This window comes from Leucobacter sp. gxy201, assembly GCF_051043335.1.
Taxonomy (GTDB): Bacteria; Actinomycetota; Actinomycetes; order Actinomycetales; family Microbacteriaceae; genus Leucobacter.
The window spans coordinates 571,607-588,691 of record NZ_JAMXWS010000001.1; the positions used below are offsets into that span (position 1 = coordinate 571,607).

The window sequence follows — 17,085 nt, forward strand, 5'->3', positions numbered from 1 at the left end:
TGGCGTTGTCGGTGGTGCCACGGCGGCACGACCGTGGGCTGCCGCGATGTCGGTTAATTTGGCTGCTGAAACCGTGTGGTTGCGGCTTCACGGTGCCGCCACGGTGGCGGCACCGTGGGTTCCTGCTGAAAACGACAAAACATGATTCTCCCGTGTTGAACAGCAGCTGTATCGCCACCTTTCGATTCTGAACAGAGCTGTCGCCAAGATTCCCAGCGGTCACCCTGAACCCTGTTCTCCTGCTTGCTGAACAGGTGCACACCGCGTGCCTGACCAGAGCGACCACGCCTCTTGCAGAACGAGGTTTTGGTGCTTGTCGCAGATCAAGCTTTGCGTGCGGGAAACGGTGCTGGCGGGAGTTGCGCACCTCATCTGCAAGACGCGTGGTAGCTCGAAAGGAGGACGGAATACGAGGGCACGACTGTCTGCTTCATATGTCAGAAGGTAAAGCGCCGGTACGGTAGTCACATAACCAAGAAATAGCTAATCGCGCATATGCGCGAAGGAGAGCAAAGCAGCATGACCACACCGCTATATATCCCCATCGGTAACTCGATCGCGAGGGTGGCGGCGTGACGATGGCTCTCAAGAAGTCTGATCTCTACAGTTCACTCTGGGCAGGGGCGAACGAGCTTCGTGGCGGCATGGATGCCAGCCAGTACAAGGACTACGTCCTCACGCTGCTCTTCATGAAGTACGTCACCGACAAGGCGAAGTCCGACCCAGACAGCCTCATCGAGGTGCCCGAGGGCGGTTCGTTCGATGACATGCTCGCAGCGAAGAGCGACAAAGAGATCGGTGATCGCTTCAACAAGATCATCGGGAAGCTCGCCGAAGCCAACGACCTCCGCAACGTTATCGACCAGGCTGACTTCAACGATGGAGAGAAGCTCGGCAACGGCAAGGAGATGCAGGATCGCCTCTCCAAGCTTGTGACCATTTTCAATGAGCTCGACTTCCGTGGCTCGCGCGCTGAAGGCGATGACCTGCTCGGCGATGCATACGAGTTCCTGATGCGTCACTTCGCCACTGAGTCCGGTAAGAGCAAAGGTCAGTTCTACACTCCCGCCGAGGTCTCGCGTGTGGTGGCACAGGTCGTGGGCATCAACAGTGAAACCCGCCAGGATGAGACCGTCTATGACGCAGCCTGTGGCTCGGGATCGCTGCTCCTCAAAGCTGCTGCTGAAGCTCCTCGTGGCATGACGATTTATGGCCAAGAGAAGGACAATGCAACTTGGGCGTTGTCTCGCATGAACATGATTCTCCACGGCAACGAGACCGCTGAGATCCACAAGGGCGACACGATCACCAGCCCGAAACTGACTGACGGCAATCGCCTCAAGACATTTGACTATGTCGTGCTGAACCCGCCGTTCTCGGTGAAGTCATGGTCGAACGGTCTCGAGAACGACTTCGGTCGCTTCGAGTACGGCATGCCACCAGAGAAGAACGGTGACTATGCCTTCTTGCTGCACGCGCTGACGTCGCTCAAATCTGACGGTAAGGCCGCAGTCATCCTGCCGCACGGAGTACTATTCCGTGGCAACGCCGAAGCCAACATTCGCAAGGAACTCCTCAAGCGCGGCTTCATCAAAGGCATCATCGGCCTGCCTGCGAACCTGTTCTACGGCACCGGCATCCCCGCCTGTATCGTCATTCTCGACAAGGAGAACGCGGTCGGGCGCACCGGCGTCTTCATGATCGACGCGTCCAAGGGCTTCATCAAGGACGGCAACAAGAACCGCCTGCGTAGCCAGGACATCCACAAGATTGTCGACACCTTCAACAAGCAACTCACGATCGAGCGCTACTCACGCATGGTGCCGATGGGCGAGATTGCTGATCCGAAGAACGACTACAACCTCAACATCCCGCGTTATATTGATTCTTCCGAGCCGGAAGACCTGCAGGATCTCGACGCGCACATTAACGGCGGTATTCCTGACCGGGATCTCGATGCACTCGCGGAGTACTGGGAGCCGTTCCCGCAGCTGCGCAGCCAGTTGTTCAAGCCCAACCGTCCCGGCTACAGTGACCTCGCTGTTGACGTGAATGAAGTCCAACAGACCATCCTCGATGCGCCTGGCTTCGCTGAGCTCCAAGCGCAGGTTCGTGGCATCGTGAGTGATTGGTTCAATGCGCACCGCAACAAGCTCGTGGGGATCGACTCATCAACAAATCCTGCTGCCTTGATCGCGGAACTGAGCGAGGACTTCCTAGCTCGGTTCAAGGATGTGCCGCTCCTTGATGAATATGACGCCTACCAGCGGCTAATGAGCTATTGGGACGTAGCCATGAATGATGACGTCTATCTCGTCATGAATGAGGGCTGGCTTGAAGCATCTCGTCCGCGCACCACGATCGAGGATAAAGAGCGGAAGCTCACTGAGGAGCCAGATCTAGTTGTTGGGACAGGGCGCAAGAAAACGAAGTACAAGATGGATCTTGTGCCGCCTGCACTCATTGTGGCGCGCTATTTCGCAGATGACCAGGCAAACATCGACAGCCTGAACGCAGATCTCGAAGCAGCTACTGCCGCACTCACGGAGCACGCCGAAGAGTACGGAGCAGACGAAGCTCCGCTCGCTGAAGCCACGAACGACAAGGGTGCATATACGAAGCAACTTGTGAGTGCTGCGATCCGGGAAGCGGAGAACTTGAGCGACAGCGAAACGCTGAAACTTGCACAGGAAGCGCTCGCGCTAGTGAACGAGGAAGCAGCGCTGAAGAAGCAAGCTAAGGAGGCGCAGGCTGCTCTCGACGATCTTGTACTACGAAAGTACGGTGAGCTCACAAATAATGATGTGGAGGCACTTGTACTTGATGATAAGTGGTGTGCCTCTGTCGCTGTGAGTCTTGACAGTGAGGTGAACTCACTGACGCTACAGCTAGTTGGTCGTATCGAACAGCTCGGGAAACGATACATAGACACTGTCAGTGACATCGCTGATAACCTAGCGAGCTTGGAAACCAGAGTCGCGGGACATTTAGCTTCTATGGGAATTGAGCTATGACAGCGCAGCACGTCAAAGATTGGTCGGAGAAGCGCCTGGGTGACCTAGCGACGATGAAAAGCGGGGGTACACCGTCTTCAAAAGTTCCCAAGTACTACGGTGGTGGTATCCCCTGGGTTTCCATTGCCGATATGACGGCAAATGGTAAGTATGTCAAAATCACAGCGAAGACCCTCAGTGCAGTAGGGCTATCGGCATCAGCTGCATCAGTATACGAACCCGATGTCGTTCTCTACGCTATGTATGCATCGCTCGGAGAGTGCGCCATTGCAGTTGGGGCTGTTTCGTCCAGCCAGGCAATCCTGGGGATCAACGTAGGAGCAGAGCTAGATCGAAACTACTTGTACTACTTCCTGTCATCGATCAAGCGTGAGGTCAAGATAACTGGCCAGCAGGGTACACAGGCGAATCTGAATGCGGGAATGGTGCGTGATTTTCGTATCCCTCTGCCTCCGCTCGAGGAGCAGAAGCGGCTCGCTGGAGTCTTGGCCGATACAGACGATCTGATCTCCACACTTGAACGCCTCATTGCCAAGAAGCAGGCAATCAAGACCGGCATGATGCAGCAGCTACTCACCGGGAAGACGCGACTACCCGGACACGATCGCATCTGGACTGATACGGCAGTTGGCTCAATTGGTCGCGTAGTTGGCGGAGGCACACCGTCGACACGTGTTAGTTCTTATTGGGGTGGCGACATACCCTGGTTCGCTCCGGCAGAAATCAAATCTGAAGGATCAGGGGTTGTAACCAAGTCTGAGCGCACGATCACAGCTGCAGGTCTTTCTGGATCAGCGGCTGCTATCCTGCCTGCCGGTTCGGTGCTGGTGACTTCTCGAGCCAGTATCGGGAACTGTGCAGTTGCCGGTAAACCTGTATCGACAAATCAGGGATTTACTTCGCTCATTCCTAACGATCTGCGTTCCACTTGGTTTTTCTATTACTGGGTGCAGCTAAACAGGAGCAAGTTTGAGTCTCGTGCTGCCGGAAGCACATTTCTCGAGATCAGTGCAAGCAAAGTCAGGGATTTGCCCATCCACCTTCCTCCACTCGAAGAGCAGGAAGCAATTGGAAATGCGATCAAAGATGTCGATGCACAACTCTCAGCGTTGCAAGATCGACTTCGTAAAGTTAGAAACATCAAACAGGGCATGATGCAGCAACTCCTCACCGGACGTACTCGCTTGCCAGCGGAGGCAACCTCATGAGTGGCCTAGATCGAGACTGGGCTATTGAGCAGCTCAATACATTCATCCATCTCACTGAGTATGTTCCTTCGAGCCGCCCCAACGTGATCGGCTCTTTCATTCGTGGCAAGAATGAAGAAATTGCGGGTCAGGCACATGTTGTTGAGCAGATTCTTGGACGAGTACTACCTGGATGGAAGTCCGACCTTAAAGAGACCAAGCGTCAAAGGGACGGACTCCGGGAACTGGCAAGTCGGGCGCGAACTCAGCTTCAGCGGGAACAAGAACTTCAAGAAAAGCTCAGAGACGATGCGCCTCGCATTTCTGCGACAGGCTTGCATCCCTGGATTTGGAGTGGAGCACGCTCGCTCTGGCAGTCAGAACATTTCGTGCAGGCAGTTCGTGACGCTGCAACGAAACTGAACGCCGAGACCCAGAACAAGGTCGGTCGACGCGATGTCAGCGAGACCGATCTCTTCAAACAGTCCTTCTCACTCGACGAATCTAAACCTGGAAAGGCGCGACTTCGCCGCATGTCGCCAGACGACAGTGACACCTACAGATCGATGCAGCGCGGAGCCATGGCCTTCGCTGAAGGTGTGTTCGCTGGCATCCGCAATCCGCTGTCGCATGAGGCGGATCAGGAACTGTCTGAGCAGGTCGCATTGGAATATCTCGCCGCGTTAAGCGTGCTCGCGCGATGGGTGGATGAATCAACAGTGGAGCGTGCAGGAGAATCCTCATGAGTACGGTTGGTCAGATTGAACGTAAGACGCAGGAACGCGTCGTTAAGCTCTTCGGCGACCCCGAACGGCTCAACTACGAGTATCTCGGTGACTGGCACGACGGTAACCGCACCAACGGCATTGAGACCGATCTCCTGACGCAGAACCTGCGTGCGCGTGGCTATGACGATGTGCTTATCAGTCGGGCACTCGACAAGCTCGAAAAAGCTGCAGCGGTTGGCACCGGCCACAATCTCTTCGAGGCGAACCGTGACGTTTACCAGCTGCTTCGTTATGGCGTGAAGGTGAAGGCCGGTGTCGGTGAGCAGACACAGACGGTCTGGCTTATCGACTGGCAGACACCGACCGCGAACCACTTCGCCTTTGCCGAAGAAGTGACGGTGCTCGGACAGCACACCAAGCGCCCGGATATCGTGCTCTACGTCAACGGTCTCGCGCTCGGTGTCATCGAACTGAAGCGTTCCAAGGTCTCGGTGAGTGAGGGTATTCGCCAGTCGATCGGCAACCAGAGTAAAGACTTCATCCGTCCGTTCTTCTCAACCGTGCAGTTCCTCTTTGCGGGTAACGATGCCGAAGGTTTGCGCTATGGCGTTATCGATACTCCCGAGAAGTACTGGCTGGAGTGGAAAGAAGATTCCAACGCCTCCTCACCGCTCGACCGCGCGCTACTGCAGATGTGTTCCAAGGATCGCTTCCTTGAGCTAATCCACGACTTCATCGTCTTCGACAACGGCGTCAAGAAAGGCCCACGCCACAACCAGTACTTCGGTATCAAGGCAGCGCAGGAACGAATCGAGAAGCGCGAAGGTGGCATCATTTGGCACACCCAAGGTTCGGGTAAGAGCCTCACGATGGTGTGGCTTGCTAAGTGGATCCGCGAGTCCCAGGTCGGCACCGACCCTCGCGTGCTTATCATCACCGACCGCACCGAACTTGACGCTCAGATCGAGAAGGTGTTCAAGGGTGTTAACGAGCAGATTTACCGCACCAAGAGCGGCGCTGACCTGATCTCAACGCTCAACAGTTCCGAAGAATGGCTCATCGGTTCCCTCGTGCATAAGTTCCGTGGTGTCGATGACGACAACGCTGACGCTGACACGGATGACTTCATCAAGGAACTCAACGCTGCACTGCCGAAGGACTTCCGCGCGAAGGGCAACATCTTCGTCTTCGTGGATGAAGCGCACCGTACGCAGTCAGGCAAGATGCACCAGGCGATGAAGCAGCTACTGCCCGACGCGATGTTCATCGGTTTCACCGGTACGCCGCTGCTCAAAGCAGACAAAGCCACCAGCATCGAGACCTTCGGCTCGTTCATTCACACGTACAAGTTCAACGAAGCGGTGGATGATGGTGTCGTGCTCGACCTCAAATACGAGGCACGAGATATCGATCAGGATCTGACCTCACCAGCCCACGTCGACAAGTGGTTTGAAGCCAAGACTAAGGGCATGACTGATCTGACTCGCGCTGAGCTCAAGAAACGCTGGGGCACGATGCAGAAGGTCGTCTCGAGCAAGTCTCGTGCCGAGCAGATCGTCGCAGACATTCTCATTGACATGGAGACCAAGCCTCGCCTTATGGATGGCCGTGGTAACGCCATGCTTGTTGGCTCGAGCATCTACCAGGCCTGCAAGTTCTACGACCTCTTTGTCGCCGCAGGCTTCCAAGGCAAGTGCGCCATCGTCACGAGCTACGAACCAAACATCACGGAGATCTCCAAAGAAGACGCCGGGGCTGGCAAAACCGAGAAACTTGCTCAGTACGACACCTACCGTCGGATGCTCGCGGACTATTTCGACGAGGACGAAGATTCGGCGATGAAGCGCGTCGAAGAGTTCGAAGACGCCGTCAAGAAGCAGTTCATTGAGGATCCCGGCCAGATGCGTCTGCTCATCGTGGTCGACAAGCTCCTGACTGGCTTCGATGCTCCGAGCGCCACCTATCTCTACATCGACAAGAAGATGCAGGATCACGGTCTGTTCCAGGCTATCTGCCGCGTCAACCGTCTCGACGGTGACGATAAGGACTACGGCTACATCGTCGACTACCGTGACCTGTTCAACTCACTCGAGAAAGCCATCGGAGACTACACCTCGGGCGCATTCGAGAACTACGAAAAGCAGGACATCGAAGGTCTGCTTTCTAACCGCCTCGATACTGCACGCGAGCACCTCGACGATGCGCTTGAACGCATCCGGGCGCTCTGCGAGCCGGTGTTGACTCCTCGTGGCACCGACGAGTACCGTGCGTATTTCGTCGCAAAAGATGCCGGGAACGCGGAGCAGATCAAGGCCAATGAACCACGACGCGTTGAGCTCTACAAAGCGGTGGCTGCGGTCACCCGCGCATTCGCGAACCTCGCCAACGATATGGAAGAGGCTGGTTACAGCCCCGCCGACACCGAGAAGATAAGACGAGAGATCGCTCACTACAGCGATGTGCGCGCTGAGGTGAAGCTGGCTGCTGGTGAAGATGTCGACTTCAAGGCGTATGAAGCTGACATGCGCTTCCTCCTCGATACTTACATCAAGGCAGGTGCTTCGGAGGTTGTCTCGAATTTCGAAGATGCTGGCCTGATCGACCTCATCGTCAAGCTTAGTCATGACGCGATCGACAAGCTGCCTGCTGGAATCCGGAAGAGCCGGGAAGCGGTGGCAGAGACCATCGTCAACAACATGCGTAAAGTCATCATTGACGAGCATGCACTCAACCCGAAGTTCTATGACCGGATGAGCGAACTACTGGATGCGATCCTTGAAGAGCGCCGACAGCAAGCCATCGAGTATGAAGAGTACCTCGCGAAGATCCTCGAGGCCGCTCAGCAACTCGGCAACAAAGACACGGGGCGAAGCTACCCATCATGGGTGAACCATGCCGGGCAGCGAGCGCTCGTTGATTTCTTCTGGCCGGATGGCGATATCGCTCTAGAGATTGACTACGCGGTTAGAAACGCCAAACTGCACGGGTGGAAGAACAACAAACTCAAAGAGAAGAAAGTACGTTTGGCGATCGCTCGTGAGCTCGAAGCTAGCGATGAACGGGTCAGCGCAGTTTTGGATTTGGTGAAAGCGCACGATGACTACAACTAGTGCGTACCTCACCGTCGGTGGCATCGATATTGACGTCATCCACAAAGACATCAAACACCTCCACATCGGGGTATACCCACCGCTTGGTCGTGTCCGTGTCGCGGCACCAGAGCGCTTCGATGATGAACAAGTGAGGCTTGCGGTTGTGCAGCGCCTGGCATGGATTAAGCGCCAGCGGAAGCGACTCCAGGCTGCGCCACGCCAGACCGAGCGTGAAATGGTTACTGGTGAATCGCACTATGTCTGGGGCAACCGGCTCCGCCTGAAAGTCGTTGAACGACCAGGGCGTGCAAAGGCTGAAATCGACGGCGATCGTCTCGTGATCTACACCGCCCCTGATTCCACTGCAGAGTCTCGCCGCGCAGCACTCGAGTGCTGGTACCGCGACCAGTTGCGCCAGGCACTCGCTCCGCTGATCGAAAAGTGGGAGAACAAACTTCAAGTGACTGTTCCGAAGTGGACGATCCGACGCATGAAGACGAAATGGGGATCGTGCAACCGGGAAAGCCGTCACATCTGGTTCAACCTCGAGCTTGCAAAGAAGCACCCGAATTGCCTCGAGTACATCGTTGTCCATGAGATGACGCATTACGTCGAGCGCAAACACGGTGAACGCTTTATCAAATTGATGGATGAGCGGCTACCTAATTGGGAGTTGCGCCGCAGTGAGCTGAATGGGTCGCCCCTCGCTAGCGAAGAATGGAGTGCACTCGAGCGATCACTCGAAAGGCAGGGAGGGCTAACGGATGTCTGAATTTGAAGTCTCTGGGATCCTTGGCCTTCTAGTGAAGGTCATTCGTATTGATCTTGAGAACCTCACCGTGCACTACCGAATGCACGAAGGTCAAGCTGGGCGAGTTTCCGGTCTATCCAATCTCGAGAACATACGAGTGGGTGACGTTCTAATTTTGGGTTCAAACGGCTGGGAGCAAGCCCCGGACGATGTTTGGAATGAATCTAGATCTGTTGCTGTCGTGAGGAAAGTTATCGACGACGGTGACTCGTTTATTGTCGATACCGAAATGCGGCTCAAGACCATCAAGAACCCCATGGGAATTGATGCTAGCGCGGGAAACACCATCGAGTACAACGAATATGATGGTGCGCTTCGCGTAATCTCCGCGACCCCCATCCGAAGTAACTCACTCGGGCAAGAGACCGAGGTTGAAGACATCCGCAAGGAGTATTTGTGGGACCCGAAGAGTCTGGGAGCAGGCTTTAGTGACTTTGGAGGGTACCCGCACGTAAAGGAACGCGCTCGGGAACTGATTGAAACGCAGTTAGAGCGGCGAGGGAAGTTGGAGAAGATCGGCGCGCGGCCCGTGAAAGGTGTGCTGTTCACTGGGCTGCCTGGAACTGGTAAGACTCACCTCGCTCGCATTATTGCAAAAGAGTCAGGAGCAGACTTCTTCCTTGTGAGCGGCCCATCCATCGTGAGCAAATGGGTCGGATCTTCGGAAGATAATCTTCGGAAGATTTTTGAAGCAGCCGCAGATAGTAAGTCGGGTAAGGCAATCATCTTCTTCGATGAGATCGACAGCGTTGCCGAGCGGCGTGGTGGAGACTCTCACGAGTCCTCGCGCAAGCTCGTTGCCCAGTTCCTGACGCTCATGGATGGCTTTGACGACAGTGGAAAGAACGTCGTAGTCATTGCAGCTACGAACCGCGTTGAGTCGCTTGATCCCGCGCTGACGCGCCCCGGTCGCTTTGACTGGGAGATCGACTTTGGCCTCCCAAACCGACAAGACCGACTTGAGATTTTGCAGGTGCGTGCAAGCCAGCTCGAGACCTCAGACGAGCTGCCATTGGAAGACGTCGCAGTGCTTACCGATGGATGGTCGGCTGCCGAACTGACTGCAATCTGGACTGAAGCGGCACTGGTTGCCGCCGGAGACGACAGGGAGGCGATTTCTCCAGAAGACCTCGCCATGGCATACGAGCGAGTCGCTCGGAGGCCGAGACGAGAGCTTGTAAAGGAGAACGCAGAATGAGTATCAGAAGCTGGTGGCAGAACCGCTGGGGCAAGCCGAGGAAGCAAGCACCCGAAGCTAAGCCCGAAGAGGTCAGTAAGGACAATCTGCGTGAGTTCGTCTACTTGGATGAAGTGAGCCTTCGAAGCCTGTTGTCTTCACTCAAAGGAGATCTAAGGGACGGCACTTCCGAAGGCTTCAATGATGCCTACGAGATTGAAGCTGCGACCTCTGTTGAGGCGAGTAATCCGCTCGTAGGCAAGGCAGGTGCATCTTCTCGATTTCAGACATCCAACAGCACTTCTATTCAGACCTCACGTAAAGCAACGGTGCAGTCTTGGTTCCGAGACTTCCGTGCTCTTAACGGCATCCGTCTCGTGGAGAAAGCTTTACCTGAAGCGGCTGCCGTTAGCGTCGAGACGCTAAAGCGAACTGATGAAACATCACTAATGGTCTCGTCTGACGGTCTCGCGCGTGGTGAATTGGTTGAGTTCCGAGTCGAACTCGCGGCAGACCCGGTGTACCACATGAGCACGGTCACCTCCGAGCTTGCAGGTATGGCAGAAGACTACCCAGAGATGTTCACAGCAGGGGGCGGAGCCGGTGTGCTGCAAGATTTCGCTCCGGTCAGAAAGGTACTCGAGCGTCTTCTTGCTGGGCTCGTCCCCATCCGTGCCGTCGCGTTGGACTACGTCGTTATCGAGTTGGATGAGACCGAGTACGTCGTGCACAAGGATTTGATTCAAGATCTTGACCTGAAATCTGAGCCGTTACAAATCGTTGGCGTGACGGAGTTGCTTGCCTATTGGAAGGACTTGCGACGCGTTCTTTTCTCCGAGGCAGAGTTCACCCTGCTCGCACGCATCTCTCGCACGGGTATTCAGCCGTCCTGGACTCCAGTGAAACTCGCGGATATCTTCCGGGAAATGGTGCCAGAGCTTGTCCCGCAGATTAACGCTGCTGGGAAAGTGCCATTTGCTCCGCAGGCCGATACGGCCAGCCCTGCCATGCAGAAAATGCGAGAAGCGCTAACTCATTACGCGTCTCACGCTTTAAAACTTTCGGGAACAACGCTCGAGTGCGCGCAACACGCAGAATTGGAGCAACTTATCGAGAAGCTTCATGTGCGTGTTGCTTCGGTTTCCGACCAGCATTCTGCATTCAAAGTTCTTCATCAGTGGATAGAGGACCATGCTGATGAATCGATCACGTCCGAGCAAAGCCATGACCTCCGTGAGAACGCGCGCGGAGAGACAGGGCTCACACTGTTCCCGACGCTAGAGGCATCGTTGGCTAATGCAACGAGCCAGGCGAGTCTTGAACAGAAAACGAGGGCGGAACGAGAACGGCTTCTGGATGTCGAGATTATCGCGATCTACTGGTGAGAATTTCCGCCAGTCGCCAGTATCCCTATGCGTTACTCCGGGTCTGCAGGGTCAAGTCCCGTGGAGTGGTGTAACGGTGTTGGAGTCCTTCGAGGAAGTTCCGGTCTAGCTTTCGAGGTGCTGGTAGATGCGGTCGCGTAGCTCAGCGATTGTGTGGATGATCTCGGGGTAGCAGCCTCCTTCCACGCCTGGGTAGACGACCTCGGCAGCGTTCTCGATCGCGACCCGCTCAGCGATACTCGCGGTGTGGTGTTGAGCACGGTCTCGAGACCAGCAAGGAAATCGTTCGCGTTGGACAGCAGTCGCCCGGCAGCGGTGTCGTACGGGGTCATGCTGCGACTTCCAACGCTGGGTGAATCGTGTCGTGTTTGATGGAGAGTAGAGATTCCCGGAAGAACCTACCCCATGCCCAGGCAACACCCCGCAGAGCTCCGCGAACGCGCGGTACGCCTCACGCGTGAAGCCCAGCAGGACTCCGAGGCCCCGCCTATGGCGCTCCGGCCCGGAGCGCCCGGCAACTCGGCATCAACCCCGACACGCTGCGAGGCTGGCTCAAACAAGCCGAGATCGATGACAGCACCCGGCCAGGTGTGACGACGAACGAAGCAGCCCGGATCACTGAACTCGAGCGTGAAGTACGAGAGTTACGCCGCGCGAACCAGATATTGAAGCAGGCCTCGGCTTTCTTCGCGGCGGAACTCGACCGCCCATCCCGGTGAATGAGCGCGTAGTGTTCGTGGCCGAGCATCTCAACATTCTCGCAGCACGCGAGAGCCGCGGGCGGGGGCAACCGTGGTCGCCTCGCAGTTCGATCCGCAGGACTGGTACAAGGCCCTGCATAACGCGGTTGTCGCGGTGTCCATCCTGAACCGGATCGTGTTGGGCGCGGAGCTCGTGCAGCTTGACGGGCCGAATATGCGCCGCTACCTCGCCGACACCACGATGGGTTGAAAACCGGCGGCGGGCGCGGGGCTGCTACCGGTTACCCGCGCCCGCTACCACTACGACCCGCGCGCTACCAATCAAGTCAGCTAAACAGGCCATTGTTGAGATGTGCTTCCGACAGATTTGGCTCAAGAACGAAGAAACTCGACATCAAGCTTACGAAGGAAGCCTATTGCGGTGCTCGCAATCCTGGCATTGTCCGTTCGGGAAAACACTATTTCCATTCCATTTGTGTGAATATTGAAGCCAGAATGTAAGCGTTTCCGAAGGTCTAGATAAGTCTTAACAGACTTCGCCTGCAGCGGTGTGATCCGCCCATTTCCGTGCATGATCGCGTTTCGTAAATCGATCAAGGTAAAGAAATCCTGTGATAGTTGATCACCGAAAAAGTCTTGGGAGGTGGCTAATTTGATCAATCTCTTGCGGCCTTCCCATGTGGAAAGCAAGCCGGATAGGTTCTCCTTAATCCAGAACTGGCCAAGTCGGGTTTGCGCGCTTTCATCCCTATGGGTAAAGGATCTCAGGCGAATGTCCACATGGCTCTCTACTTCGGGAACTACGCTCAGAACTAGTTCGCGACCAAGCGGAATATTCGCATGGGCTTGAATGATTCTTGCGATCGCCGCTTCAACTTCTTCGGTCATGACCTGCTGATTCGTCACTGTCGCGCTCCCCATTCGTATGCGGTGTGATTCTGAGCAGAGTCGTTCTTGATGGCAGTGAGTGAATTACTTGAATCAGTTTGAGACAGTTTTCCCGCCACGGCCGCGATCCCTGCCTCTGTAATCTGGGTTGCCCGAAGGTATACGTTTTGCAAAGCGTCTGAAGAAAGCTGCCCTGCCTCGGCGAGTAGCCATGCTGCTTCTGCACGTACGGACTCAGAAGCGTCATGTTCGACCCACCCCGCTGCACGTTCAAGGAAATCATGCTTACATGCCGAGTCACTGGTTAGGGACTTCATTGCGAGTTGTAGGAGCCAGAGCCGGTGCCACGGAGTATTCCGCTTCTGTTTCTGAATCAGTTCGAGCAGTTCCCAGTTCTCGGATTCGGAGGGGCGGCTCCTTGCATACTCCACAACTCTTCGGAGGCGAATTGGTTCCTTGTCGACGAGGCCCGCGAGTAGCTCGTTGGGAACTCGTTCGGGGAGATCTCGAGCGACTGTGAAAACTGCTGACCCGGCGTGTGCCAAGGCGCTGCTTCGGGGGTTGTTTGGGTCGCCCCAGTCTGAAATCAGTTCTTTTACTGCCTCGAAGTTCACCTTGTCCGAGCTTGGCTGTTCAAGCTGGACGTCCCAGTCCTCGTACCCTACTTCGATTAGAACTTCTTTGGTGAGTGCTTCTGAGACCCGCTCCGTGTATTCATTGAACAGGGTCTGCTGAGCTTCTAAGGTGCTCGCAAGTTCGGCGCTGCTCACAACTTCAGACTTATGCTCAGCGAGAGCCAGATGGACGCGGCGCGCTTCCTCCATGGCAACCTCAATTGCCTGATAAGCGTCCTTTTCGTCGTTGAGAATCAGCTTGAAGTCATCCGCATAGCGCATTACTTCAAAGCCTTTTCGAACCAATCCACGTTCCATTCTGTTGAGATAAAGATCCGCAAGGCGATGACTCGAATTCACGCCTTGTGGAAGCCCGATAGGGCGAGTGAACAACGATCCGAGGAGGAGGCGCGTGAACTCTGCCTGCTCGACGGTTGCTCCTTGGAGCATTAGTTCCTCTGCGAGGAGAGCATGATCGATGAATTCGTAACAGGCCGCGATATCAAAGCTAGCCACCCACTGAGCGTGGTCCGACGTACCAAAGGACTCGAAGGCTTGAAAGTCTGTTTCTCTGGTCGATGGCGGGAGCGTGTTCTTCAGTAGGTCCACGAGGGCTTCGAAGGTAACTCTAGAGGTCGGCGAAAGCACTGCTAACGGCCGATTTCCCTTGCTCTTCTTCGGCATTGCGAGAAGCTCAGGCGTCGTTACGAGCCCGCTCCCTAGGCTTATCCGAGTAATATCAGCTAGAACTTGGTCATTATCGAAAAATGCACGCTCGGAGATGAGCTGTGGTAGATCAAGAAGCGGTTTGGAAACGACAAGCTGTGCAGCCCGACCAAGATTTAAGGAAGAGATCAGGCTCTGTGGTGCGAGAATGGTACGCACGTTCTGAAGCTTACCAAGATGCATAGCGGTAACTTATCGTCTTTGTTCAATGTCTGGTGCTGATGCCGGTGTAATGGTCGTATGATCTCTCCTTGATGTCAGCTACGGAAGGTGGGTGACACAGGGTGATCCGCATGGCTTGTGCCTGACCGTGGACGGCACGTCTCGGATAAAAAAATCAATACCAAAAACCCTAAGAACACCTTCCGCAAGGCCAGCACCACCCGCTAAACTGACCTCATGAAAACCGCAGAATCATGCGGAGTTTCATGGGTTTTCAGCAGTTGCCATGAATTGCTTATGGCCTTCAGTTGTTCTTGGTTCGAGTCTCAAGGGCAATGAGACTAGTGGAGCCTGTATCCCAGATGCTCGCGCAGGGTCGCCCCCGTATATCCGGTGCGGAATATGCCGCGGCACTGCAGCTCCGGTACGACGCCCGCTACGAAGTCCTCGAACGATGAATGGTAGAGCGCCGGGAAGACAATGAAGCCGTCGGCCGCACCGCTGAGGTACAGATGCCCGAGGCGATCGGCGACCGTTGCGGGGGAGCCCACGACCTGCGGATGCAGCTGATTCAACGCCTGCTCGATCGCGAGATCCGCCACCGTGAATCCGCGCTGCGTGCTCACCGCCGCCAGCATGTCCTCGAACCCCATGCTCCCCGTCGCGCCACGATGCGCCGCGAGTACGTCGACGGCCAGCGCCTGTGGGTCCAGGTCATCCGCATGCAGCAGCCGGGCCAGCTTCACCAGCGCCTCGGCCGGATCGATGCGGTTGCGCAGCATCCGCAGCTTCGCCTCCGCATCGGCATCCGTCCACCCCACGACCGGCTGCACGCCCTGCAACACCCGGATCGAATCCGGGTCGCGGCCATGATCGACACGTGCACGCTCGCGCAGCTCCTCGCGCAGCGCGCGCATGCCCTCCTCCGAATCGCCGACCGCGAAGACGACCTCCGCCCACCGCGCCGCGAACGCCCGCCCTCGCGGTGACGACCCCGCCTGCATCAGCACCGGATGCCCCTGCGGGCTCCGCGGCAGCGTCAACGGACCGCGCGACAAGCCGTCCGCAACTCCGTCGCCGTGCGCACCGGGCAGGCGCAGCTCCTCGCGCACACGGTGCACGCGGGAGGGATCCGCGAAGAGGCCCGACTCCCGGTCGTGCACGAGCGCGCCGGGCTCCCACGAGTTCCAGAGATCGATCACCGTCTGCACGACATCATCGGCGCGATCGTAGCGCGCTCCCGGCGGGTCGATGCTCTCGTGGCCCATGTTTCGGGCCTCGGCATCCGTCGTCGACGTGACGATGTTCCAGGCGACGCGGCCGCCCGAGAGATGATCGACCGACAGCAGCTGCCGCGCGATCGCATATGGCGGCACGAAGCTCGTCGATATCGTCGCACCGAGCCCGATGCGCGTCGTCGCGCCGGCCGCGAGCGAGACCGTCGTGATCGGGTCGAGGTAGATGCTGCCCTTGCCCGCCGTACGCAGCGTCGTGCCGTAGTCGCCGTCGCCATCCTCGGGCACGGCGAGCGCATCGGCGAAGAAGATCATGTCGAAGCAGCCGCGCTCGAGCGTGCGCGCAAGATCGGCGTAGAACCGGCCGCTCAACCAGTCGGAGCGCCCGAGCGGGTCGCGCCAGTTCTCGGCGTACTGGCTCGTCGGCGGGTTCACCATGCCCACCAGATGCATCTGCCGACCGGCCTGCTGGCTCATGACGGGCCCGTGCTCAGTCGGCGATCGGCGACGGGCTGTTGATCGACACCGTGAGATGCGTCGCCACGTGCTGCACGGCAGCCCCCACGCCGATCCACGCATTCGCCGCCGTCTGCAGCACCGCCGCGAGATCGCCGTCGAGGCGGGTCGCGTAGTGATCGGAGCCCGAGTACACGCCCTCGGCCTTCGCCTGCTCGATCGCCGCGTAGATCGGCGTCATGTGGTCCGGTGCTTCGGCAGTCGTTCCAGCACCGTCGAGCAGCGGATACAGCGACCAGTGCGCCCGCGCCCGCACGCCGGTCTCGGGAAGCGAGATCGGCACCGCACCGAGCGCCGGCACCCCTTCCGGCAGCGCGCACTGCAGCTCGCCCGGGCAGCCGCGCGACAGCAGGATCGCCGCCGATAGATGCGCCCCGCTGCGAGCCGCGGCTGCGATCACGTCGGCGATGAACGCGACGACGCGCTGCTCGGGGCCGGTCACGAACGTCGAGATATCGTTCGTCTCGATCGTGAGCCCGCTCGCGTCGGCCTCGCCGAGCGCACCGAGAATGATGCGCACGTAGTCGGAGTCGTACACCGACAGCGTGAAGCGGGCGCCGACGCCGTACTGCTGCGGAGTCATCAGCGCGGCGGGGTCGGTCGTATCGACGGGAGCGAGATCGGTGGGCTGGGGGTTCGGCTCTGCAGTCACGCCACCACCATAGGGGAACGAGTCGGGCTCGGTGCAACAATTCGAGATCGTCAGCGCGAACGGGCTAGCATGAGAGGCACACGGGAGTCCGGTAGGCCGGGCTGAGAGGAAGGTACTCAACCTTCGACCGTCGAACCTGATCTGGGTCATGCCAGCGCAGGGAGACACTCACCGAACCCGTGCCCCCTCACACACGA

Annotated in this window: 12 protein-coding genes, 1 pseudogene and 1 riboswitch; of the genes and pseudogenes, 9 read left to right on the forward strand and 4 right to left on the reverse strand. The window is 57.1% G+C overall.

Features of this window, described 5'->3' with window-relative positions; translation table 11 throughout:
- The first annotated feature begins 578 nt into the window (after positions 1 to 578).
- The 9 genes and pseudogenes from NHL51_RS02605 (at position 579) to NHL51_RS02645 (ending at position 12,345) form a co-directional block, all read left to right on the forward strand.
- Positions 579 to 3,014 carry a type I restriction-modification system subunit M gene (locus NHL51_RS02605; protein ID WP_434141684.1) on the forward strand — a complete coding sequence of 812 codons (2,436 nt, stop codon included), beginning with the start codon at positions 579 to 581 and terminating at the stop codon, positions 3,012 to 3,014.
- Positions 3,011 to 4,222: a restriction endonuclease subunit S gene (locus tag NHL51_RS02610; RefSeq protein WP_434141594.1), complete on the forward strand. Its 1,212-nt coding sequence runs from the start codon at positions 3,011 to 3,013 to the stop codon at positions 4,220 to 4,222. The genes NHL51_RS02605 and NHL51_RS02610 overlap by 4 nt, the downstream gene beginning before the upstream one ends.
- A complete protein-coding gene (locus NHL51_RS02615) occupies positions 4,219 to 4,947 on the forward strand; it encodes a TIGR02391 family protein (RefSeq protein WP_434141595.1) in 729 nt (242 codons plus the stop codon). Before NHL51_RS02610 ends, NHL51_RS02615 begins: the two co-directional genes overlap by 4 nt.
- Positions 4,944 to 8,039 carry a type I restriction endonuclease subunit R gene (locus NHL51_RS02620; RefSeq protein ID WP_434141596.1) on the forward strand — a complete coding sequence of 1,032 codons (3,096 nt, stop codon included), beginning with the start codon at positions 4,944 to 4,946 and terminating at the stop codon, positions 8,037 to 8,039. The genes NHL51_RS02615 and NHL51_RS02620 overlap by 4 nt, the downstream gene beginning before the upstream one ends.
- Positions 8,026 to 8,793, forward strand: a complete 768-nt coding sequence (locus NHL51_RS02625; RefSeq protein ID WP_434141597.1) for a M48 family metallopeptidase — start codon at positions 8,026 to 8,028, stop codon at positions 8,791 to 8,793. Before NHL51_RS02620 ends, NHL51_RS02625 begins: the two co-directional genes overlap by 14 nt.
- Complete coding sequence (locus NHL51_RS02630) at positions 8,786 to 10,030, forward strand: AAA family ATPase (RefSeq protein ID WP_434141598.1); 1,245 nt, start codon at positions 8,786 to 8,788, stop codon at positions 10,028 to 10,030. The genes NHL51_RS02625 and NHL51_RS02630 overlap by 8 nt, the downstream gene beginning before the upstream one ends.
- Positions 10,027 to 11,394: a DUF6414 family protein gene (locus tag NHL51_RS02635; RefSeq protein WP_434141599.1), complete on the forward strand. Its 1,368-nt coding sequence runs from the start codon at positions 10,027 to 10,029 to the stop codon at positions 11,392 to 11,394. The genes NHL51_RS02630 and NHL51_RS02635 overlap by 4 nt, the downstream gene beginning before the upstream one ends.
- A 515-nt stretch (positions 11,395 to 11,909) precedes the next feature.
- Positions 11,910 to 12,104: pseudogene (locus NHL51_RS02640) on the forward strand (transposase); the annotation flags it as partial.
- Positions 12,105 to 12,186: 82 nt separating this feature from the next.
- Positions 12,187 to 12,345 (forward strand): hypothetical protein, encoded by a 159-nt coding sequence (locus NHL51_RS02645; protein ID WP_434141600.1) that lies wholly within the window; start codon positions 12,187 to 12,189, stop codon positions 12,343 to 12,345.
- A 122-nt stretch (positions 12,346 to 12,467) separates the two neighbouring features.
- On the opposite strand, the gene NHL51_RS02650 is transcribed toward NHL51_RS02645, so the two are convergent.
- The 4 genes from NHL51_RS02650 to NHL51_RS02665 all read right to left on the reverse strand — a co-directional run bounded on the left by NHL51_RS02650 (position 12,468) and on the right by NHL51_RS02665 (position 16,888).
- Positions 12,468 to 13,001 (reverse strand): hypothetical protein, encoded by a 534-nt coding sequence (locus NHL51_RS02650; protein ID WP_434141601.1) that lies wholly within the window; start codon positions 12,999 to 13,001, stop codon positions 12,468 to 12,470.
- Entirely contained in the window at positions 12,998 to 14,482 is a 1,485-nt protein-coding gene (locus NHL51_RS02655; RefSeq protein WP_434141602.1) for a reverse transcriptase domain-containing protein, read from the reverse strand. The genes NHL51_RS02650 and NHL51_RS02655 overlap by 4 nt, the downstream gene beginning before the upstream one ends.
- A gap of 344 nt (positions 14,483 to 14,826) precedes the next feature.
- The gene (locus tag NHL51_RS02660; protein ID WP_434141603.1) at positions 14,827 to 16,197 is read right to left on the reverse strand and encodes an NtaA/DmoA family FMN-dependent monooxygenase; all 1,371 of its coding nucleotides are present in this window, start codon (positions 16,195 to 16,197) and stop codon (positions 14,827 to 14,829) included.
- Positions 16,198 to 16,210: 13 nt separating this feature from the next.
- Positions 16,211 to 16,888 carry a YkoF family thiamine/hydroxymethylpyrimidine-binding protein gene (locus NHL51_RS02665; RefSeq protein ID WP_434141604.1) on the reverse strand — a complete coding sequence of 226 codons (678 nt, stop codon included), beginning with the start codon at positions 16,886 to 16,888 and terminating at the stop codon, positions 16,211 to 16,213.
- Positions 16,889 to 16,958: 70 nt separating this feature from the next.
- Positions 16,959 to 17,068, forward strand: a riboswitch (TPP riboswitch).
- Positions 17,069 to 17,085 lie beyond the last annotated feature (17 nt).